This window comes from Micromonospora maris AB-18-032 (assembly GCF_000204155.1).
GTDB classification, from domain to species: domain Bacteria; phylum Actinomycetota; class Actinomycetes; order Mycobacteriales; family Micromonosporaceae; genus Micromonospora; species Micromonospora gifhornensis.
This window is the reverse complement of the sequence record NC_015434.1, coordinates 4185791-4206045: the sequence shown is the minus strand read 5'-3', so window position 1 is coordinate 4206045 and position 20255 is coordinate 4185791. Positions and strand designations below refer to the sequence as shown.

Sequence of the window (20255 nt, the reverse complement as noted above, 5' to 3'; positions counted from 1 at the left end):
CCGTCCTAGCTCAGGAGTGCGGCGACGATGGTGTTCGCCCGCTCCTCGTGCTGGGCGTACGCGTACGGGAAGGCGGAGATCTGCACGGCCTGCGCGGCCAGGGTCAGGCTCATCTGCTCCCAGCCGGGCACTTCCAGCAGGGCCTCGTAGAAGGCGCGGGCCGAGTACGCGGGACGCATCAGGTCGCGGACGGTGCCCCAGCCGCTGCTCGGGCGTTGCTGGAACAGCCCGACCGAGTCGTGATCCCAGCCGATGGCCTGGTGGGGGTAGTTCTGCGACTCGGGCAGCACACCGCTGGCGTAGTTGAGCAGGGTGCTCTCCTGCATCGCGGTGGCGACGGCGACGACCAGGCCCTTGCGCGGGATCTTCATGTCGACGCCGACATCCACGATCACCTTGGCGTTGTCCATCTGCGCCTGGGTCAGCCCGGCGACCGGCCTGGGGCGGGGTGGTTTCGTCGGCTTGGCCGTCGTCTTCTTCGGCTTCGGGGTGGCGGACGGCTTGGCGGTGGGAGAGGCGGACGGGCTGGGACTGCTCGACGGTGTGGGGGAGGGGCTGGTGCGTTCCAGGGATCGGGAGGCGGCACCGTCCTCGGCGGCCAGCACGCGGTCGGCCACAGCCTCGGCCACCTGAGGGCGGGGAGCTTCGTCGGTGTCGCGGGTCGACGCCACCGCCACCGCGGTCACGCCGAGGCAGCAGGCCACGCCGGTGGCCAGGGCCACCCGCAGCCCGGTGCCGCCCAGTGCGGCGGCGATGCCGCGACGGGGCGCAATCGCGGCGCGATGCCGGCCGGTCACCCTTTCGGGTGATGAACCATCGGCCGACTGGCTTGCCTGTTGCTGTGGGGGCAGCTTCTGGTCGAAGTCGTCGTCGGGGTGCATCCGCCGAGGTTAGAGAGGTCTCGGCGTCCTGCCATCCGGGTGGCTTGATGGCATGAGTCACATTTTGCGGCTAACGGCCGGGTGATTCCCCTCAGCGGCGCCGATAGCCGACGATCAGCAGCAACCTGCTATTTCCGCCATGACCGGAATGTCGTCGGAAACCGGCAGGAAAAGGTGATCTTGGTCGAGGTCTTGACCGCATTGGTCGGCATCCACCGAACGGTCGACCCCGCCATCGGCCCCCCAGGGCGGCCGCCTCGGCCGCCCTGACGATGACTGCCTAGTGTCGCCCGTTCTCGGCCGGGGTGACGGTGAGCCGGTGGCGGCCGCCGTCGTCGCGGGAGAACGGCCACAGCCGGTCGGCGTGCTCGACCAGTTCGGCGAGCTGCTCACGGCTCAGACCGACCGAGGAGATCGAGGCGTGCACATCGGCCCGGTACCGCCCGTCGTCGTCGCGACCCAGCTTGGCCTCCGCGCGTACCTGCACGGTGTGGGCCTCGTCGGTGATCCCGCCGGCCGCCTCCACCGCGGCATGGTGCAGGCAGGACGCGTACGCGGCGGCGAGCAGCTGCGAGGGGGTCAGCCCCGTGCTGTGTGGTGCCAGCGGTGAGGCGAGGGTGGTGGACAGCGCCTCGTCGTCGGTGTGAATGTGACCGCCCTCGGCGGTCGCGGCGGCAACCTCGTTCAGCCAGGAACTCGGCATCGCGTTCCTCCCGTCACTCACCGCCCGGCTACCCGACGCCGCCCCGGTGAAACCGAAGTCACCCGCCCTGCCGGCTCCACTGGGCCCCGACCACCGCCTCGGTGGCCTCGGCGGCCGCCTGCTCCGTCCACGGGCTCACCGCGCGCTGTCGCGGCAGCAGCGGCTCGTGCATCGGCACGTACACCCGGGCGTCCACCACCTCGGCCAGCAGCAGTGCCGCGACCAGGCTGCTCGGCCGCAGCAGTGGTTCCTCGGCGAGGCAGCGCCGACACATCTCGGCCACCTCGGCGGGCAGCCCGGGCACCTCGGGCAGCGGCTGCGGCGGCTGCCGCCGCTGCGGCCCGAGCAGCTGGGTGACACTGTCGGCGGTGTACGGCAGTCGCCCGGTCAGGCAGTAGTAGAGCAGTACGCCGAGGGCGTACATGTCGGCCGCCGGCGTGCTGGGCGCCCGGCGCAGCTGTTCCGGGGCCAGGTAGGCCGGCGTACCGACGACCATGCCCTCGCCGGCGGTGTCGGCGGTCCCGGCGGGCGTGGCGATGCCGAAGTCGAGCACCTTGACCCCGGTCGGCGTGAGCATGACGTTTGCCGGTTTGACGTCGCGGTGCACGATGCCGTGCCCGTGCGCGGCGGCCAGGGCGGCGCTCACCTCCGCGCACACCCGCACCGCGATGCGCCAGTCCAGCGGGCCGGCGCGCAGGTGGGCGGCGAGCGTCTCGCCCTGCACCAGCTCCATCACCAGGTAGGGCGTCTCCCGGCCGGGAATGGTGGCGCAGGTGCCGAAGTCGTGCACGCTGGCGATGTTGGGATGCGCCAACCGGGCGGCGGACCGCGCCTCGGCCCGGATCCGTTCCACCGACACCGTGCCGTCCGGCTGATCCGGGGACACCAGCTTGACCGCCACCGGCCGGTCCAGCACCGTGTCGTGGGCCCGCCAGACCTCCGACATGCCGCCGACACCGATGCGCTGTTCGAGCCGGTACCGCCCGTCCAGCGTTCTCATCGACCGCCCCTTGCCCTCGCCTCGCGCCCGCCTCACCGGCGGCTTCGGCACCCGTACCCCGCCGCCGATCAGGGCAAACCGGCCTGAGATCGCGGTCGGTGCGTTAGCGTGCGAGCCGGGAGCGCGATACCAGGGAGTCTGGAGGGATACGGGTGATGAGTGAGGTGACCGTACGTTTTGTCGGTGGCCCGGCCCACGACCTGGTTCGGGAGCTACCGGCCGGCCCCGACGGTGCTCCGCCCCGCCTGTGGGTGCTGCGGCGACCGGAGGCGGCGCCCACGCCGGCCGCCGACCACCTCTACGCCCGCCAGCGGCCCGACGGCACGGTCTGGACGATGCGCTACGTGCGCACCGACCCGGTCGGGGTGACCGAATGACCCACCGGTACGCACAGCTGGCTCACAGAGTCCGCACAAGCTGTCTCCAACGCGCCGGACCACGATGAGGTCATGATGACCGAGAGGGAGGCCGGGCCGGGACGGGTCGAGCTGCGCCGGCCCGACGGCGAAGCGGTCCGGGTGCTGGTGGTCGACGACGAGCCGACCCTGACCGACCTGCTGTCGATGGCCCTGCGCTACGAGGGCTGGCAGGTGCGGACGGCCGGTGACGGCATGGGCGCGATCCGCGCCGCCCGCCAGTTCCAGCCCGACGCCGTGGTGCTCGACGTGATGCTTCCCGACCTCGACGGCTTCGAGGTGCTGCGCAAGCTGCGCGAGGACGACGCCACGGTGCCGGTGCTCTTCCTGACCGCCCGGGACGCGGTGGAGGAGCGTGTCGCCGGGCTGACCGTGGGCGGCGACGACTACGTGACCAAGCCGTTCAGCCTGGAGGAGGTGATCGCCCGGCTGCGCGCCCTGCTGCGCCGCTCCGGCTTCGCCGTCACCGCCCGGCAGGACGCGGTGCTGACCGTCGGTGACCTCACCCTGAACGAGGAGAGCCACGAGGTACGCCGGAGCGGTCAGCTGATCACCCTGACCGCCACCGAGTTCGAGCTGCTGCGGTACCTGATGCGCAACCCCCGTCGGGTGTTGAGCAAGGCGCAGATCCTCGACCGGGTGTGGAACTACGACTTCGGTGGCCAGGCCAACGTGGTCGAGCTGTACATCTCGTACCTGCGCAAGAAGATCGACGCCGGTCGGCAGCCGATGATCCACACGCTGCGTGGCGCCGGATACCTGCTCAAACCGGCGGAGTGAGCGTGCTGCGCCGCTGGGTGGCAGGGTGGTCCCTGCGCACCCGCCTGGTGGTCACCCTGGTCGCCCTGCTGGCCGTGGTCAGCCTGGCCATCGGCGGGATCACCACGGCGGCGCTGCGGGAGTTCCTGGTCTCCCGGCTCGACGAGCAACTGCTCCCGATGGCGGGGATGCGCGCCGGGACGCCCTGGGAGCCGGGACCGGGTGCCCCGTCCTGGAACGACGTCCGGGTGCCGCGCGGCTTCCCGCCCGGCACGATCAACGCCCGCGTCGTCGACGGGCAGGTCACCGAGGCGTGGACGCTTGCCGACCGGCAGGAACGCTCGGTACCGGTCGATGAGGTCGCCGCGTTGGCCGCGGTGCCCACCGACGGCCGCGCGCACACTCGCGACCTCGGCGACCGGGGCAGTTACCGGCTCGTCGCCCGGCAGTCCACCGCCGGCGTCGTCCGGGTGCTCGGCGTGCCGCTGTCCGGGGTGCAGGAGACCGTGTGGTGGATGGTGCTGGCTCAGGCCGGGGTCACCGCCGCCGGGCTGCTCGTCGCCGGCACCGCCGCCACGGTGATCGTCCGGGCCACCCTGCGTCCGCTGCGGCGGGTCGCCGCCACCGCCGGTCGGGTCAGCGAACTGCGGCTGGACCGGGGCGAGGTGGCGCTCTCCGAACGGGTGCCGACCGCCGACACCGACCCGCGTACCGAGGTGGGGCAGGTCGGTGCCGCGCTCAACCGGCTGCTCGGGCACGTCGCCGCCGCGCTCGCCGCCCGCCAGGCCAGCGAGACCCGGGTACGCCAGTTCGTCGCCGACGCCAGCCACGAACTGCGTACGCCGTTGGCCGCGATCCGCGGCTACGCCGAGGTGGCCCGACGCGGCCACGATCAGGTACCGGCCGACGTGGCGCACGCCCTGCGCCGGGTCGAGTCGGAGAGCACCCGGATGACCAGCCTCGTCGACGACCTGCTGCTGCTGGCCCGGCTGGATTCCGGCCGCCCGCTGGCGGTCGAGTCGGTCGACCTCACCGCCCTGGTGGTGGACGCGGTCAGCGACGCGCACGTCGCCGGCCCCGACCACCGCTGGCAGCTCGACCTGCCCGACCAGGTCATCCGGGTGCCCGGCGATCCTGCCCGGCTGCACCAGGTGCTGGCGAACCTGCTGACCAACGCGCGGGTACACACCCCGCCCGGCAGCACCGTCACCACCAGCCTGCGGCTGGCCGGCGAGGTCGCCGAACTCGGCGTCACCGACGACGGCCCGGGCGTCCCCGCCGAACTACGGGCCGACGTCTTCGAACGGTTCGCCCGCGGCGACAGTTCCCGCTCCCGCGCCCACGGCAGCACCGGCCTCGGCCTGGCCATCGTCGCTGCCGTGGTGGCGGCCCACCACGGCAGCGTCACCCTCGACAGTCGGCCCGGTCGCACCGTGTTCACCGTCCGGCTGCCCGACCCCACCCTGGACGGCGGATAGCCGCCCACCCCGCCCACCATGGCGCTGCCCTGGCCGGTCACCGAGCTGCCGCTCGGGCGCGGCAGCGGGGCGGACGTCGCCGCAGCGGGGCAGACTGGCGGCGTGTATCGGGAACGTCCGGCCGGGGTCGCCGGGGCGGTGTTGTGGACCAGCAGCGCCCCGGCGCACCCGCGACCCGTCCGGGTGCTTCCCGACGGATGCCTGGATCTGCTCTGGTCCAGCCGGCTCGGGCTGCTGGTCGCCGGGCCGGACCGCACCGCGCACCTGAGTACGAGCGCGCCGGCCGAGCGCTGGGTCGGGTTGCGCCTGCCGCCCGGTGTCGGTCCGGCCGTCTTCGGAGTCCCCGCCGTTGAACTGCGCGACCAGCGGGTGCCCCTCGCCGACCTCTGGGGTGCCCGAGCGGCAGGCGTCCTGGCCGACCAGACGGCCGACGCGGCGGTGGGTCGTGGCGCTGCCGACACCGGGCTGTACGAGGTCGGCACGCTCCTGGCGGCGGTGGCGACCCGCCGACTGCGGGCGGCCGGCGGAGCTGACCCGCTGGGCCTGCGGGTGGCCGCCGCCTTGGCCACCGGCGCCACCGTGGCCGAGACCGCCGCCCGGGCCGGGCTCGACCAGCGCAGCCTGCTGCGACACAGCCGACACCTGTTCGGGTACGGCCCGAAGACCCTCGCCCGGATCCTGCGGATGCGCCGGGCGCTGGCCCTGGCCCGGGCGGGCGTGTCGCTGGCCGAGGTGGCCGCCCGGACCGGCTACGCCGACCAGGCGCACCTGACCCGCGACGTGCGCGCCCTCGCCGGTGTGCCACCCACCGCACTGCTCACCACCTGAGCCCGGCACCGGCCTGAGCCCGGCACCGGCTCACCGGTGGCGAGTTGGTCCGGCGGTGCTCACGACTCGGCAGGCGGCAGCGGGGCGAAGAGGTCAATGGCGTTGCCGTCCGGGTCGTGCACGACGGCGTAGCGCTGCCCCCATACCGCGTCCCAGGGCGGCCGATGACCATGACCACCCGCTGCGGTGAGTTCGGCGTACCACCGGTCCACCTCGGCCGGGTCGGCGCAGCGGAAGGCCAGCGCGGTGCGCGCGCCACCCACCGGTGGGGTCCAGTCCGGGTCGAAGGAACGGATCGTGGCGACGTCGTCCCAGGCCAGCCGCAGACCGTTGGGCAGCCGTACCTCCACGTGCGGTTCGCGTTCCGCGTCCGCCGGGATGTCGATGCCGAGCCGACGGTAGAAGGCGACGGTGCGGGCCAGGTCCGTGCTGACCATGCCGATGAGGTCGAGTTCTGGGGTCATGGCCGCAGGCTACGGCGATTGTCGGCCACCGTCTTGAACGAAACGGACGCCGGATGTGGGCGTTGTGCCCGACAGGACGCCGAAGATCGGCGTACGGTGGCAGAAGTCCGGCTAGATCCTAAATGTGAGCTTTATTGTGGTGAAGTCGGGGTTCGACACGGCGAGGGAAAGGAGCGGTCGGTGAACCACTTGGCCTACCTGGACGCGGGATCCGGCAGCCTGATCGTGCAGGCGGTGGTCGGCGGGGTCGCTGGCGTCGCGGTCGCAGCCAAGCTCTACTGGCGCAGACTGGTCAGCCGGTTCCGCCGCCAGCCCACCGACCAGAGCTGACCTGGCATGGCGATCCCGGACCTGCGCCACCCCGCACCGCCCGGCACCCCCTCCACCCGCCCGGAGCTGCCTGGCACCGACCTGCCCGCCGAGCCTGGGGGCGACCTGCGCGCCGAGCCGGGCTCGTTCCGCGATCCGGCCAACCGGGTCTTCCACGCCGGCCAGGACGTGCTGCGCGCGCTCGACGAGACCGCGGCGGCGCACTGGCGGGCCCTGGCCGGCAGTGACTTCTTCCCGCCGCTGATGGCCGCCGGCAAGGTCTGCGGCACCGAGGAGATGCCGGCGGCCACGGCACCCGAGCGGTGGGCGGCGGTGCTGCGGCACGATCGCATCCCGTTCGTGTCCCACCCGTACGAGTGGTCGTTCACGATGCTGCGCGACGCCGCGCTACTGCACCTGGAGATCCTCCGGGAGGCCCTGCCGGCGGGCTTCACCACCAAGGACGGGTCGGCGTACAACCTGCAGTGGCGGGGCACCGAACCGGTCTTCATCGACGTGGGATCGTTCGCCCCGCTCCGCGAGGGCGAGCCGTGGGCCGGCTACCGGCAGTTCTGCCAGACGCTGCTCTACCCGCTGCTGCTCAACGCCCATCTCGGGGTCGACTTCCGCCCGTGGCTGCGCTCGCAGGTCGACGGCATCGAACCGGACCAGATGGGCCGCCTCTTCCGGGGCGTACGCCGCCTGCTGCCGGGCGTGTTGACCCACGTCCACCTGCACGGCAGCGTGCAACGCCGCAACGCCGCCCGCACCACCACCGACGTACGCGCCCAACTGCGCGACGCCGGCTACAGCCGCGAGCTGGCGCTGGCCACCGTACGCGGGATGGAGAAGCTGGTCCGGCGCCTGGACCATCAGCCGCCGACCAGCCACTGGGTGGACTACCAGCGCACCTGCGGCTACTCCGAGGCCGACCGGTCGACCAAGGAACGCTTCGTCACCGCCGCGCTGACCAGCGCCACCCAGCGGCGACTCGTGCTCGACCTGGGCGCCAACGACGGCCGGTACGCCCGACTGGCCGCCGCGCACGCCGACTACGTCGTCGCGGTGGAACAGGATCCGGCGGTCGTGGACCGGCTCTACCGGGCCCTGCGGGGCGAGGGCGAGCGGCGGGTGCTGCCGCTGGTGATGGACCTGGCCGACCCGTCACCCGGCGGCGGTTGGCGCGGGATCGAACGGGCCTCCTTCGCCGCCCGCACGGGCGCGGACACCGTCCTGGCCCTGGCGCTGGTGCACCACCTGGCGATCGGTCGCAACGTGCCGCTGCCCGAGGTGCTGGCCTGCCTCACCGCCCTGGCCGCCCCGGGCGGCCGGCTGGTGGTGGAGTTCGTCCACCCCGAGGACCCGATGGCCCGCCGCCTGCTGGCCAACAAGCCCGACGGGCTGTTCCCGGACTACCGGCGGGACGCTTTCGAGGCGCTGCTCGCCGCGCGCGGCACCGTCGAGGACCGGCTGGAGCTGCCGTCGGGCAGCCGGACGCTGTACCGGGTGGCCCTGGGTGGCTGACCAGCCCGGCACCGGGCAGCGGACGCGTCGCTGGCGGTGGGGGTGGGGCGGCTGGCGGGCCGAGGCGGGTCGACTGCTGGAGGTCGCGGCGCTGCTCGGCCTCGTGATCACCCAGCCGCTGCTGGACGTGCTCGGGCGCAGTCCGGACTTCTTCCTGTTCCACCGCGCCGACCGCCGGGAGATCCTGCTGCTGGTGGCCCTGGTCGCGGTGCTGCCGACGGTGGCGGTCGGGTTGCTCGGGCTGGCCGGCGGGCTGCTCGGGCCGACCGTGCGGGCGGGTACGCACACCCTGCTGGTGGGTCTGCTGGTCGCCGCGCTGGCCGTGCAGGTCGGTCGGCAGCTCACGCCGCTGCGGGGCGTACCGCTGCTGCTGCTGGCGGGGGTGGCCGGCGCCGTCGGGGCGTACGCCCATCGGCGCTGGCGGGCCGCGGGCCGGGTGCTGCGGGTGGCCGGCGTCGGTCCGCTGATCTTCGTGGGGTTGTTCCTGTTCGCCTCGCCGACCGCGCCGGTGGTGCTGCCCCGCGGTGACGGCGGCGCGGCCGGCACCGCCACCGGCAACCGGCATCCGCCGGTGGTCCTGCTGGTCCTCGACGAGCTGCCGCTGGTCTCCCTGCTCGGCCCGGACGGCGGCATCGACGCACAGCGGTTCCCGCACTTCGCCGAGCTGGCTGCCGCCTCCACCTGGTACCGCAACGCGACAGGGGTGAGCGGCTGGACGCCCTACGCGCTGCCGGCCATGCTGACCGGTCGCTACCCGGCGCAGCCGTACGCCCCGCACTACTCGCACTACCCGGACAACCTGTTCACCGCCTTCGGCGGCCTGTACGACATCCGCGCCGAGGAGAGCATCACCCGGCTCTGCCCACCCAGCCGCTGCGAGCAGCCGGTCATGCCGGAGCAGGGGCTCGGCGTCCTGGTGCGCGAGACCGGCCAGTTGCTGCGCCAGGTGACGTCGCCGCAGGACAGCCGGATCGACCCGGAGAACTCCTATCGGGAACGCACCGCCGAGGAGGCGGGCATCGACGCCGCCGAGCCGGTGCCGGACGACCCGAAGTTCCGCTGGGACAGCCTGAACGTCAACCAGCCGGCCCGCTTCACCAGCTTCCTCAACGGCCTGACCCCCGCACCTCGACCGACGCTGCACTTCCTGCACCTGCTGATGCCGCACTCGCCCTGGGCGTACCTGCCCTCCGGGGCCCGCTACGAGGCGCCGGAGGAGTTCCCCAACGAGGGCGACGGCTGGGTGGACCTCGCCCGCGCCCGTCACCTGGCACAGCTCGGCTACACCGACCGGCTGATCGGCGAGACACTGCGGACGCTGCGCGAGACCGGCCTGTGGGACCAGGCGCTGGTGGTGGTCACCGCCGACCACGGGGTCAGCTTCACCAAGGGCGCGCAGGGCCGGGGGATGGACGCCATCCGGGCCGCCGCCGACGAGGTGGCCTGGGTGCCGACCTTCGTCAAGACGCCGGGACAACGCACCGGCCGGGTCGACGACCGCAACTGGGAGCACGTCGACCTGCTGCCCACCATCGCCGACGAGGCCGCCATCTCGCTGCCGTGGCGGGTCGACGGCCGCTCCGCCCGCCAAGCGCCGCGTACCGAGCCGGGCAAGGTGTTCTACGACCGGCCCGCCGAACCGACCCCGATCAGCGGCGCCGTGCCCGACCCGCTGCCACCGCCGGCCCCGCATCCGCTCGTCGGCACCGCCGTGGCGGACGCTGCGCCCGGCGGCACCGTCCGCATCGGCGGCCAGGACGGCTTCCGGGCCGTCGACCCGGACAGCGGTCAACTGCCGGCACTGATCTGGGGCACCCTGCCCGAACAGGTCCCCGACGGCACGCTGCTGGCGGTAGCCGTCAACGGCACCGTCGCCTCGGTGGTGCCGGTGGTCGCCCCCGACCCGGCAGGACGACGGTTCGCCGCCCTGCTCGCCGACGACCGCTTCTTCCGGGCTGGCGCGAACCGCCTCGACCTGTACCTGGTCGAGCCGGCCGGCGGCCTGCGTCAGCTCACCATCTCCTGAGTCGTCGCACAGTCCCGTTTCGACCGGGAACTTTCACGCTCCGTGCGCTCTACGTGCCTGTGCGTCCTGATCGTCGGGGTTTCCCCGCCGCCTGGTCGGGAATCGGGTGACGCATACCTCACCGCAGAACCACGGCGGGCGGTGTTGTCGCAACCGCAATTACGGTAGAAGCGAAGGCAATTCAACGTAGATCTGCCGGCGAAGCGAGGAAACACATGACGGAAGTCAAGCTCGATCACCCCGGCGGGCAGCTGTCGATGCCGGTACATTCCGCGGTCGAGGGCCCCGCCGGCATCGGTGTCGGCAAGCTCCTGAAGGAAACCGGACTCACGACGTACGACCCCGGTTTCGTCAACACGGCCGCCTGCTCGTCCGCGATCACCTACATCGACGGGGACGCGGGCATCCTGCGTTATCGGGGTTACCCGATCGAGCAGCTGGCCGAGAAGAGCTCCTTCCTGGAGGTCTCCTACCTGCTGATCTACGGTGAGCTGCCGACCAGCGAGCAGCTTACCGAGTTCAGTGAGCGGATCCGTCGGCACTCGCTGCTGCACGAGGAGATGCGCCGGTTCTTCGACGGCTTCCCCCGGGACGCGCACCCGATGGCGGTGCTCTCCTCGGCGGTGAGCGCCATCTCCACGTTCTACCAGGACAGCCTGGACCCGTTCGACGCCCAGCACGTGGAGATGTCCACGGTCCGGCTGATGGCGAAGGTCCCGACCATCGCCTCGTACGCCTACAAGAAGTCCATCGGTCAGCCGCTGCTGTACCCGGACAACTCGCTGGGCTACGTGGAGAACTTCCTGCGGATGACGTTCGGCGTGCCGGCGGAGCCGTACGAGGTGGACCCGGTGATGGCCCGGGTGCTGGACATGCTCTTCGTCCTGCACGCCGACCACGAGCAGAACTGCTCCACGTCGACCGTACGGCTTGTCGGTTCCAGCAACGCCAACCTGTTCGCCTCGGTCTCCGCCGGCGTGAACGCCCTGTTCGGCCCGCTGCACGGCGGCGCCAACCAGGCGGTGCTGGAGATGCTGGAGCGCATCCAGGCCAGCGGTGGCGACGTGCAGTCCTTCGTCCGCAAGGTCAAGGACAAGCAGGACGGCGTCAAGCTGATGGGCTTCGGCCACCGGGTCTACAAGAACTACGACCCGCGTGCCGCGATCGTGAAGAAGGCGGCCCAGGACGTGCTCGGCCGGATGGCCAAGCCCGACCCGCTGCTGGACATCGCCATGGAGCTGGAGGAGATCGCCCTCGCCGACGACTTCTTCGTCTCCCGGCGGCTCTACCCGAACGTGGACTTCTACACCGGCCTGATCTACAAGGCCATGGGCTTCCCGACGAAGATGTTCACCGTGCTGTTCGCCCTGGGCCGGCTGCCCGGCTGGATCGCACAGTGGCGCGAGATGATCAACGACCCGGAGACCAAGATCGGTCGGCCGCGGCAGATCTACACCGGTGCCAGCGAGCGCGACTACCTCCCGCTCGAGAAGCGCTGACCGTAAGGAAGGGCCCCTTCTTAACGCCTGGCGTAGAGGAGGGGCCCCTTCTTAACAAGCGAACAACACGGACGGCCGCCGCCCCGGATTCGGGGCCGGCGGCCGTCGTGGTCCGCGAGGAGGGGGTTGTGCCCCGCGGGCTAGTGGTACGGATGGTCGTCCTCGCCGCCGGCCGTGGTGGGCAGCGAGCCGAGGACGTGGTCGATGACGTGGATCCGGGTGTTGACCGCCCGGTAGTCGGCGCAGACCGTCTCCGCCTGGGTGCCGAACCGGGCGCCCGAGTCCTGACCGGTGATGGTGAGTTCGCCCTCGGCGAGGGTCTTCACCGTGCCGGCGGCGACCATCTCGGACACCGACATCGGCCCCGTCACCAGGTGCTCGCGCAACAGCTCACGGAGTTCGTCGGTGTCGTGCAGCAGCAGTTCGTCGAGGTTGGTCCGGGAGAACTTCTCCGCGAAGGCGTCGTCGGTGGGGGCCAACACGGTCACCCCGGTCAGCTCGCCGCCCAGGCCCGTGGCCCGGACGGCCGCCTCGAAGGTGGTGAGCACGGGAATCCACTGCAGGGCCTCGTGGGCGGGCATACCGGTGAGCGAATCCGGGTTCCCCGGCTCGGTGCCCGCCGGCAGTTCGGCGCAGAGCGGTCCGGTCACGGAGACCGCGACGGGCGTGATCCCGTTGTCGCCCCTCGCGGTCTCGCCGTCCTTTCCGCCATCCGAACACGCGGTGACCGCCAGCAGCGCGGCCAGGGCCATCCCGGCCACGGGGACTGCCTGGCGTCGGGGCCGTCGTGGTGCCGGCCGCACGGCTGCGGGGAAACGATCGGTCACGGTCTTCTCCCAGTCGGATCTAGGGGTACCGGCAGGCCGGGCGCGGATCCGGCCTGCCGGTACGTGGGGGTGAGGGTGCTAGCCGCTCACAGTCGCGAGCACTGGCTGGCCTTCGGACCGCTCACCGTGTTGGCGACCTCGAAGTTGCCCGGCGCGAGGGAGTTGCCGGTGCAGCTCAGCGGGCCGTTGACGGTGTTGCCGGCGATCAGCGGCGCCACGGCGGCGCTGTTGACCACGTTGACCGGGCCGCTCACGTCGTTGCCGACCAGCACCACCGGGCCGCGGGTGCCGGTGGCGCTCACCGGGCCGCGTACGGTGCTGTCGGTCAGCACGAAGCCGGCCGCGCCGGTGGCGCTCACCGGGCCGTTGATCGAGCTGCCGTTGACGATCAGCGTGGCACCCGCCTGGACCGTGATCGGGCCCCGGACGGTGGCGCCGGCGAGGCAGGCCACTCCGGACACCGTCAGCGGACCGTTGTGGGTACCGGTCAGGGTGGGCGCGATCCGCTCACCGGCGACCAGGCCCTCGACAGCCTGCTCGTCGAGCAGCAGCGGAATCAGACCCCGCTCGGGCTGCGACAGCGGAACGACGTAACCGTCGGCGACCTTGATCACCTTCCAGCCGTGAGCGGCGAGCCGCTGGGCCACGGTGGTCTGGCGGCCGGCGGGGCCGTCGGTGCGGGCACCGTTGTACTGCGCCTCGGTGAGCTTGTACGCGCAGGGCGCGTGCCTGAGGATGTTCTCCTCGCGCGGGGCGTCGACCGGCGGCGGAGCCTCACCCGGGTGCGGGGCGGGGTACGCCTTGATCTCCCGAGAACCCTCGAGAACGATCTGTCCGGAGTTCGCGGACTGGAGCTTGATCGCCTCGCCCCGAGCCTTGGTGATCCGGTCGAGGTTCGCCACGTGGTACGCGAGGAACTGGTTGAACGTCCACAGACCCGAGTAGGTCTTGCGCCGACGGTTGTTGGCGGTGTTGCTCTCGTTCGGCCGGGTGGGGCCACCGGAGCTACGCAGCTCCAGCAGAGAGTTGACCACGTTCTTCAGACCGAGGGTGTTCCGCAGGATGGTCTCCTGCCCCAGGCCGACGTTGGCACCGGGGGTACAGCCGTACGGGCAGGCCCACCAGCCGTCCTTGGCCCCCTGGGTGTACATGTGGCCTTCGATCATGTTCTGCGACTCGTCGAAGATGCCCTCCGCCACGTTGGCGTGCCGCGGGGACAGCATCGGCAGGTCACCGGTGTTGGTGTTGCCGTACTCGTGGCCGTCGTAGCCGGTGATGGGCCGGTAGTCACGGACCATCTCCATGAAGGCCTGGGTCTCCGGCTGACGAATCAGCGAGTAGTCCCGGTTCAGGTCCTGACCGGTGGAGTTGCCCCGGCTGTTGGCCGCCCGACCGTCACCGTTGATCGTCGGCACGATCAGCACGGTGGTCTTCGACAGCAGGTCGAGCGTGGCCGGGTCGTTGGTGAAGGCCAGCTGGCGGGCCATGATGAAGCAGGCCTCGCGGTCGCCCGGCTCGTTGCCGTGCACGTTGCAGTTGACGGCCAGCGGGTTCGTCGCGGCCACCGCGTCCGGGGTGGCCGGAGCCGTGGGGTAGCCGATGATGAACATGTTGATCGGCCGGTTGTTGATGGTGCGGCCGATCTCCGTCACGCGCACCCGGTCGCTGAGCTCGTCGATGGCAGCGGTGTACGCGTACTCGTTGACGTCGCTGGTGTACTGCGCGCCGAGGGTCTGCTCCCACTGGGTACGCAGGTTCTGGCCCGGGGTGTTCGGGTCGCCCCAGTGCGGCTTGGTGGTGCCGACGACGGCGGCCGAGTACGGCTGCGCCTCGGTGCCGAACCGCGCCCGGACCCGCCACTGGAAGCGGTCACCGGGAGCGAACCCAGCGTCGGCGAAGGTCGGCTTGTCGTTGTTGATCTGGCGGTTCGGCCGCCAGACACCGACGATCACGCCGTTGCCGGTGGCGGTGCCATCCTCCGCGACGGGCGTCCGCTCGATCTGGTAGTCGGTGGCGCCGTCGACGTGGGTCCAGGCCAGGGTCGCGTAGCCGTCACCCTGGACCACCGTCACGTTCTGAACCTGGTTCGGCTCCGCCTGCATCTGCAGCGCGGTGGCGGCCGGTTTCCCGTATGCCAGCGCCGGCAGCGCCGTCACCGCGAGGACGGCGGCAAGGAGGCTGGAGAAGACACCGGCCTTTGTCCGTCTGTATCTCAAAGGGATCTCCAAACAGGAGGTATGGCTGGGTGTCAGACAGCACACCCGCCGCGGACTGGGCGCGGGGCCGGTAGCTGGGATTCTTGAGGATCATCTGAGGTTCACCTCACATTTCGGCCTGACCGCCGACTCAGTCGACCCGCAATCGATATCCCACTCCGCGCACGGTCTCCACCAGTTGGGGGTTCTCCAACTTGCCGCGCAGCGCCGCGACGTGGACATCGAGGTTGTGCCGGGTGGCCCAGGTGGTCTGCCACACCTCCAGTTGCAAACGGTCCCGGGGCACCACCGTCCCCGCCTGGCGGGCCAACGCCACCAGCAGGTCGAACTCCTTGCGGGACAGGGCGACCTCCCGCTCGTAGATCCAGACCCGGCGGGCGTCGACGTCGATGCGCAACGGCCCGATCTGAAGGGCCGTCGTCGCCCGCACCGCACGGCCGGTCCGCCGCATCACCGCATCGATACGAGCCTGCAACTCGACCATCGAGAACGGCTTCACCACGTAGTCGTCGGCGCCGGCGCGCAACCCCGCCACCCGGTCGTGTTCCTCCGCGCGGGCGGTCACCGCGATGATGGCGACCTCCTCGTTGTGCTGGCGGATCCGCCGACACACCTCCAGACCGTCGCGGTCCGGCAGGTTCATGTCCAGCAGAATGAGGTCGACCGGCTCGGCCTCGGCCGCCTCGGCCGCCGTGAGCGCCTGCACCACCTCGTGCCCCCGTCGTCGCAGCGCCGAGGCGAGCCCCGCCGACACACGCAGATCGTCTTCCACCAGGAGCACCCGCACCTACATCCCTCCTCGACCCGCCCCCGCTGGATGTACGCGAGTCTGTCGGATGTGAACGTGCGTTGACCAGTGCGGATACAAGATCGTAACGCTAGAAACGGCTACCCGAACGGCCCTGGCGGCACCCCGATACTGCGGACGGTCATCTCATGGCTACCGTGCGCGCCTGGTGTAACGACACCTCTCGACCCGATCCACCGCCGTGCAGCCCACGGTGGTCACCCCCCGTGACAGCTCCACCGCCCGGCCGTCCGTCCACTGTCCCCTTTGCTCTGCTTCAACCCACGCAACAGTCACTCACCGTGCGGGACGCTGCGGCTGTTTCGCGCGCCCGCCGGATCCGCCCAGCTCAGGCGCTATTGCGTGGGTTGAAGCAGAGCAAAGGGGCGGCGGGGGAATAGTCGCTGATGACCGCATCGGTCACCCAACGCCACATCTCCGTCCGTGACACCACGGCCCGCGATCCCACACTCTGCGACGCCACCGCCCGACGCCACGGTCCACGCCCCACGGTCGCCGGTCGTCCTGGGTCCGCGACCCCACGGTCCGCGACGCGAGGTGTCGACAACGCGGACCGTGGGACGTTCGGCGAGGCCAGCTGCGAACAGTTGGCGGTGGTGGTCAGCGCAGGCCGGCGGCGGCGAGCAGGTTGCCCTCCGGCACGGTGAGCCGCGGCCGGCCGTGCGCCATCTGCTGGGCCGCCCGTTCGGCCGCCACGGCGGGGGCCTGGGCGATCGCCGAGGCGTACGCGGACGCGGTACGGCTGGCGATGGCCGCCCAGCCGTACTTCTCGTGCACCATCGCGCGGGCACGTCGGGCCAGTGCCCGGGCGTGCTCGGTGTCGGCGAGCAGGGTGTGCACCGCGTCGGTCAACGCCTCCGGGTCGTGTGGACGGAAGGTCACTCCGGTGACACCCGGCTCGACGATCTCGGCGAGCCCGCCGGTCTCGGCGACCGCGAGTGGCGCACCGGCGGCGGCTCCCTCCAGGGCGACCATGCCGAACGGCTCGTAGATGCTGGGCACCGCGAAGCAGTCCGAGGCGGCCATCACCGCCGGCAGGTCCGTGCCGCCGAGGAAGCCGGGCAGGCTGACCGTGTCGGCCAGACCGAGCCGGTGCACGTCGGCCTCCAGTTCGCCACGGTACGGGCCGTCACCGACGATCACCGCACGCAGACCCGGGTGCCGATCCCGCAGCCGGGGCAATCCGGCGAGCAGGTGCTGCACACCCTTCTCGTACACCAGCCGACCAGCGAAGGTGACAAGCGGACCGTCCCCGGCGAACCGGGCCCTGGCCTGCGCCACCGCGCTCGCCGGCACCCGCCAGCGGTGCGGCTCCACCCCGTTGGGCACCACGTCGACGCGACCGGCCGGCACGCCGAACAGGCCGGTCACCTCGTCGCGCATGTACCCGGAGCAGACCACCACCCGGGTCGACTCGGTGCTGATCCACTGCTCGACACCGTGGATGGTCCGGTTCATCTCCTCGGGCAACCAACCCTGGTGCCGGCCCGCCTCGGTGGCGTGGATGGTGCTGACCAGCGGCAGGTCGAGGTGCTCGCGCAGGGTCATCGCGGTGTGCGCGACCAGCCAGTCGTGGGCGTGGATGACGTCGTACCCGCCGGTGGAGACGGCGCGCAGGGCCGCACGGGTGAGCGTGTGGTTGAACGCCATCGTCCAGGCCAGCAGGCTCTCGGTGGCCAGCGGAAAGGTCACCGGGTCCTCGGCGGCGCGGACGACCCGCACCCCGTCGACGTACTCCTCCAGCGGCGCGCCCTCGGCATGACGGGTGACGACAGTGACCTCGTGGCCCGCGGCGACCAGCGCCACCGACAGGGCGTGCACGTGCCGGCCGAGGCCACCCACGAGTACCGGCGGGAACTCCCAGGACAGCATCAGGATGCGGTGGCGGCGCGGCGGGGTGGCCGGGCCGGGCTGCGCCGGAATCTGGGCTCGCGAGGTGAGGGTGGGCCGGTGGGTCCGGTCCGTGGCGGTGGCGGTACGCCCGCCGACCCGCAGGGTCGTCACATCAGTCTCCGTCCGTGCAGGAAGGAACGCGCCGGCGTCGATGACGGCGAAGGAACAAGGTTGGGTTTCGGACACGCGCGGACGCGTCCGGCGGTGCGAGGATCGAGGCATGCGCGACCAGGCGCCAGCGGATCGGGACGATCACCGGCGCATGGACGTCTGCCCGCAACAAGGAAACGTCATCCCGGCCGATTCCGCACCTTGAGGACGGTCACAGTGACTGACGGCACGTACGAATTCACTCGAGGTCAGTCGGGCGGATACCAGGCATTCATCCGATCGGATGGATTGGTGGCGGACCGTGCGGGGCATTACCGCCGCGCGCATCCGCCCGGCCCCCCGGACGGTGCGCTCATGATGCGGGCGCGCTCATGATTCTTGCCGAAGGAGCGACATGCAGGTCTGGCCGGGCGAGCGGTTCCCCCTCGGGGCGACGTACGACGGGATGGGCACCAATTTCGCGATCTTCTCCGAGGTGGCCGAGCGCATCGAGCTCTGCCTCTTCGACGAGTGGGACGTCGGCCATGAGCGCCGGGTCGAGTTGCGCGAGGTCGACGCGTACGTCTGGCACGCCTACATCCCGGGGATCGGACCGGGACAGCGGTACGGCTACCGGGTGCACGGCCCGTACGACCCGGCGAACGGGTTGCGCTGCAACCCGCACAAGCTGCTGATCGACCCGTACGCCAAGGCCATCGACTCCGAGGTGCGGTGGGATCCGGCGGTCTACGACTACACCCTCGGTGACCCGGAGCGGATGAGCGAGACCGACTCGGCGCCGTTCATGCCGAAGTCGGTGGTGGTCAACCCGTACTTCGACTGGGGCAACGACGCGCCGCCGCGCACCCCGTACCACCGCTCGGTCATCTACGAGGCACACGTACGCGGGCTGACCATGCGGCTGCCCGGCATCCCCGAGGAGCTGCGTGGCACGTACGCGGGCATCGCCTCGCCCCCGATGATCGAGCACCTGACCCGGCTCGGCGTCACCGCGATCGAGTTGATGCCGGTGCACCAGTTCGTCAACGACCACCGCCTGGCCGACCTGGGCCTGCGCAACTACTGGGGTTACAACACCATCGGCTTCTTCGCCCCGCACCACGGCTACTCCGCGCTCGGTCACCTGGGCCAGCAGGTGCAGGAGTTCCGGGGCATGGTCAAGGCGCTGCACGCGGCCGGCATCGAGGTCATCCTCGACGTGGTCTACAACCACACCGCCGAGGGCAACCACCTCGGCCCGACGCTGAGCTTCAAGGGCGTCGACAACCCCAGCTACTACCGCCTGTCGGAAGAGAACCGACAGTATTACGTCGACTACACCGGCACCGGCAACAGCCTCAACGTGCGCAACCCGCACTCGCTGCAACTGATCATGGATTCGTTGCGGTACTGGGTCACCGAGATGCACGTCGACGGGTTCCGCTTCGACCTGGCCGCCACCCTGGCCCGCGAGTTCTACGAGGTGGACCGGCTCTCCACCTTCTTCGAGGTGGTCCAGCAGGACCCGGTGGTCAGCCGGGTCAAGCTGATCGCCGAGCCGTGGGACGTCGGCCCCGGCGGCTACCAGGTGGGCAACTTCCCGCCGCAGTGGACCGAGTGGAACGGCAAGTACCGCGACACCGTCCGTGACTTCTGGCGCGGCGAACCGGCCACCCTCGCCGAGTTCGCCTCCCGCATCTGCGGCTCCGCCGACCTGTACCAGGACGACGGGCGTCGCCCCTTCCACAGCATCAACTTCGTCACCTGCCACGACGGGTTCACCCTGGCCGACCTGGTGTCGTACAACGACAAGCACAACGAGGCCAACGGCGAGGACAACCGGGACGGGGAGAGCCACAACCGGTCCTGGAACTGCGGCGTCGAGGGCGACACCGACGACCCCGGGGTGCTGGCCCTGCGCGCCAGGCAGCAGCGCAACTTCATCGCCACCCTGCTGCTCTCCCAGGGCGTACCGATGATCGGCCACGGCGACGAGCTGGGCCGCACCCAGCGCGGCAACAACAACGCCTACTGCCAGGACAGCGAACTGGCCTGGATCGACTGGGACAACGTCGACCACGACCTGCTCGACTTCACCCGCCGGCTGGTCGCCTTCCGCCGCCGACACCAGGTGTTCCAGCGCCGCCGCTTCTTCACCGGCCTGCCGGTCCGCGGCCGCGAGGTCGACGAACCCCTGCCCGACCTGGCCTGGTACACCCCCGACGGACGGGAGATGACCGGCGAGGACTGGGGCAACGACTTCGGCCGTTCGGTGGCGCTGTTCGTCAACGGCGACGGCATCCGGGAACGTGGCCAGTACGGCCAACGCCACCACGACACCTCCTTCTGGCTCTGCTTCAACGCCCACGACGCGCCACTGGACTTCACCCCACCGCCGGCCGAGTTCGGTCAGCGGTGGGAGTTGGTGATCAGCACCGCCGAACCTGACCAGGACAAGGGCACCACCGTCGAGGCCGGCGGCACGGTCTGCGTACCGGACCGGTCCCTGGTGGTGCTGGAGAGGGTCGCCTGAC

At 71.3% G+C, this 20255-nt stretch carries 17 protein-coding genes; 9 read left to right on the top strand and 8 right to left on the bottom strand.

Annotated features, from left to right (window positions below; genetic code table 11):
- Window positions 1-5 precede the first annotated feature (5 nt).
- The 3 genes from VAB18032_RS18600 to VAB18032_RS18590 all read right to left on the bottom strand — a co-directional run bounded on the left by VAB18032_RS18600 (window position 6) and on the right by VAB18032_RS18590 (window position 2584).
- On the bottom strand, window positions 6-881 hold the full coding sequence (locus VAB18032_RS18600; protein WP_013734433.1) for a hypothetical protein: 876 nt from the start codon (window positions 879-881) through the stop codon (window positions 6-8).
- A gap of 280 nt (window positions 882-1161) precedes the next feature.
- Entirely contained in the window at window positions 1162-1584 is a 423-nt protein-coding gene (locus VAB18032_RS18595; RefSeq protein WP_013734432.1) for an OsmC family protein, read from the bottom strand.
- A 58-nt stretch (window positions 1585-1642) separates the two neighbouring features.
- Window positions 1643-2584 carry a serine/threonine-protein kinase gene (locus VAB18032_RS18590; protein ID WP_013734431.1) on the bottom strand — a complete coding sequence of 314 codons (942 nt, stop codon included), beginning with the start codon at window positions 2582-2584 and terminating at the stop codon, window positions 1643-1645.
- 155 nt (window positions 2585-2739) lie between these two features.
- On the opposite strand from VAB18032_RS18590, the gene VAB18032_RS18585 reads away from it, so the two are divergent.
- From VAB18032_RS18585 to VAB18032_RS18570, 4 genes are all read left to right on the top strand, one after another.
- Window positions 2740-2961: a hypothetical protein gene (locus tag VAB18032_RS18585; RefSeq protein ID WP_013734430.1), complete on the top strand. Its 222-nt coding sequence runs from the start codon at window positions 2740-2742 to the stop codon at window positions 2959-2961.
- Window positions 2962-3036: 75 nt separating this feature from the next.
- A complete protein-coding gene (locus VAB18032_RS18580; RefSeq protein ID WP_013734429.1) occupies window positions 3037-3780 on the top strand; it encodes a response regulator transcription factor in 744 nt (247 codons plus the stop codon).
- A gap of 17 nt (window positions 3781-3797) precedes the next feature.
- On the top strand, window positions 3798-5237 hold the full coding sequence (locus VAB18032_RS18575; protein ID WP_043724906.1) for a sensor histidine kinase: 1440 nt from the start codon (window positions 3798-3800) through the stop codon (window positions 5235-5237).
- Window positions 5238-5255: 18 nt separating this feature from the next.
- Window positions 5256-6065 carry a helix-turn-helix domain-containing protein gene (locus tag VAB18032_RS18570; RefSeq protein ID WP_013734427.1) on the top strand — a complete coding sequence of 270 codons (810 nt, stop codon included), beginning with the start codon at window positions 5256-5258 and terminating at the stop codon, window positions 6063-6065.
- 59 nt (window positions 6066-6124) lie between these two features.
- Here the strand turns inward: VAB18032_RS18570 and VAB18032_RS18565 are convergent, their stop codons facing one another.
- The gene (locus VAB18032_RS18565; RefSeq protein ID WP_013734426.1) at window positions 6125-6529 is read right to left on the bottom strand and encodes a VOC family protein; all 405 of its coding nucleotides are present in this window, start codon (window positions 6527-6529) and stop codon (window positions 6125-6127) included.
- A gap of 180 nt (window positions 6530-6709) precedes the next feature.
- On the opposite strand from VAB18032_RS18565, the gene VAB18032_RS32360 reads away from it, so the two are divergent.
- The 4 genes from VAB18032_RS32360 (at window position 6710) to VAB18032_RS18550 (ending at window position 11887) form a co-directional block, all read left to right on the top strand.
- Window positions 6710-6859 carry a hypothetical protein gene (locus VAB18032_RS32360; RefSeq protein WP_013734425.1) on the top strand — a complete coding sequence of 50 codons (150 nt, stop codon included), beginning with the start codon at window positions 6710-6712 and terminating at the stop codon, window positions 6857-6859.
- A gap of 6 nt (window positions 6860-6865) precedes the next feature.
- Entirely contained in the window at window positions 6866-8362 is a 1497-nt protein-coding gene (locus tag VAB18032_RS18560) for a class I SAM-dependent methyltransferase (protein ID WP_013734424.1), read from the top strand.
- The gene (locus VAB18032_RS18555) at window positions 8355-10388 is read left to right on the top strand and encodes a sulfatase-like hydrolase/transferase (RefSeq protein ID WP_013734423.1); all 2034 of its coding nucleotides are present in this window, start codon (window positions 8355-8357) and stop codon (window positions 10386-10388) included. The genes VAB18032_RS18560 and VAB18032_RS18555 overlap by 8 nt, the downstream gene beginning before the upstream one ends.
- Before the next feature lie 215 nt (window positions 10389-10603).
- The gene (locus VAB18032_RS18550) at window positions 10604-11887 is read left to right on the top strand and encodes a citrate synthase (protein WP_013734422.1); all 1284 of its coding nucleotides are present in this window, start codon (window positions 10604-10606) and stop codon (window positions 11885-11887) included.
- Window positions 11888-12027: 140 nt separating this feature from the next.
- On the opposite strand, the gene VAB18032_RS18545 is transcribed toward VAB18032_RS18550, so the two are convergent.
- The 4 genes from VAB18032_RS18545 to VAB18032_RS18530 all read right to left on the bottom strand — a co-directional run bounded on the left by VAB18032_RS18545 (window position 12028) and on the right by VAB18032_RS18530 (window position 17742).
- Window positions 12028-12714 carry a fasciclin domain-containing protein gene (locus tag VAB18032_RS18545; RefSeq protein WP_148272309.1) on the bottom strand — a complete coding sequence of 229 codons (687 nt, stop codon included), beginning with the start codon at window positions 12712-12714 and terminating at the stop codon, window positions 12028-12030.
- An 86-nt stretch (window positions 12715-12800) separates the two neighbouring features.
- Window positions 12801-14930, bottom strand: coding sequence for a M14 family metallopeptidase (locus VAB18032_RS18540; protein ID WP_148272308.1), 2130 nt, complete (start codon window positions 14928-14930; stop codon window positions 12801-12803).
- 130 nt (window positions 14931-15060) lie between these two features.
- Window positions 15061-15717 (bottom strand): response regulator transcription factor, encoded by a 657-nt coding sequence (locus VAB18032_RS18535; RefSeq protein ID WP_013734419.1) that lies wholly within the window; start codon window positions 15715-15717, stop codon window positions 15061-15063.
- A 621-nt stretch (window positions 15718-16338) separates the two neighbouring features.
- Window positions 16339-17742 carry a glycosyltransferase family 4 protein gene (locus VAB18032_RS18530; RefSeq protein WP_013734418.1) on the bottom strand — a complete coding sequence of 468 codons (1404 nt, stop codon included), beginning with the start codon at window positions 17740-17742 and terminating at the stop codon, window positions 16339-16341.
- A 394-nt stretch (window positions 17743-18136) separates the two neighbouring features.
- On the opposite strand from VAB18032_RS18530, the gene glgX reads away from it, so the two are divergent.
- Complete coding sequence (gene glgX, locus VAB18032_RS18525; protein WP_013734417.1) at window positions 18137-20254, top strand: glycogen debranching protein GlgX; 2118 nt, start codon at window positions 18137-18139, stop codon at window positions 20252-20254.
- Window position 20255: the final 1 nt, after the last annotated feature.

What these genes read in the sequence shown, in the direction of transcription:
- VAB18032_RS18600 (WP_013734433.1), bottom strand. Translation starts at nt 881, where the DNA reads ATGCACCCCGACGACGACTTCGACCAGAAGCTGCCCCCACAGCAACAG.
- VAB18032_RS18595 (WP_013734432.1), bottom strand. Translation starts at nt 1,584, where the DNA reads ATGCCGAGTTCCTGGCTGAACGAGGTTGCCGCCGCGACCGCCGAGGGC.
- VAB18032_RS18590 (WP_013734431.1), bottom strand. Translation starts at nt 2,584, where the DNA reads ATGAGAACGCTGGACGGGCGGTACCGGCTCGAACAGCGCATCGGTGTC.
- VAB18032_RS18585 (WP_013734430.1), top strand. Translation starts at nt 2,740, where the DNA reads ATGAGTGAGGTGACCGTACGTTTTGTCGGTGGCCCGGCCCACGACCTG.
- VAB18032_RS18580 (WP_013734429.1), top strand. Translation starts at nt 3,037, where the DNA reads ATGACCGAGAGGGAGGCCGGGCCGGGACGGGTCGAGCTGCGCCGGCCC.
- VAB18032_RS18570 (WP_013734427.1), top strand. Translation starts at nt 5,256, where the DNA reads ATGGCGCTGCCCTGGCCGGTCACCGAGCTGCCGCTCGGGCGCGGCAGC.
- VAB18032_RS18565 (WP_013734426.1), bottom strand. Translation starts at nt 6,529, where the DNA reads ATGACCCCAGAACTCGACCTCATCGGCATGGTCAGCACGGACCTGGCC.
- VAB18032_RS18560 (WP_013734424.1), top strand. Translation starts at nt 6,866, where the DNA reads ATGGCGATCCCGGACCTGCGCCACCCCGCACCGCCCGGCACCCCCTCC.
- VAB18032_RS18550 (WP_013734422.1), top strand. Translation starts at nt 10,604, where the DNA reads ATGACGGAAGTCAAGCTCGATCACCCCGGCGGGCAGCTGTCGATGCCG.
- glgX (WP_013734417.1), top strand. Translation starts at nt 18,137, where the DNA reads ATGCAGGTCTGGCCGGGCGAGCGGTTCCCCCTCGGGGCGACGTACGAC.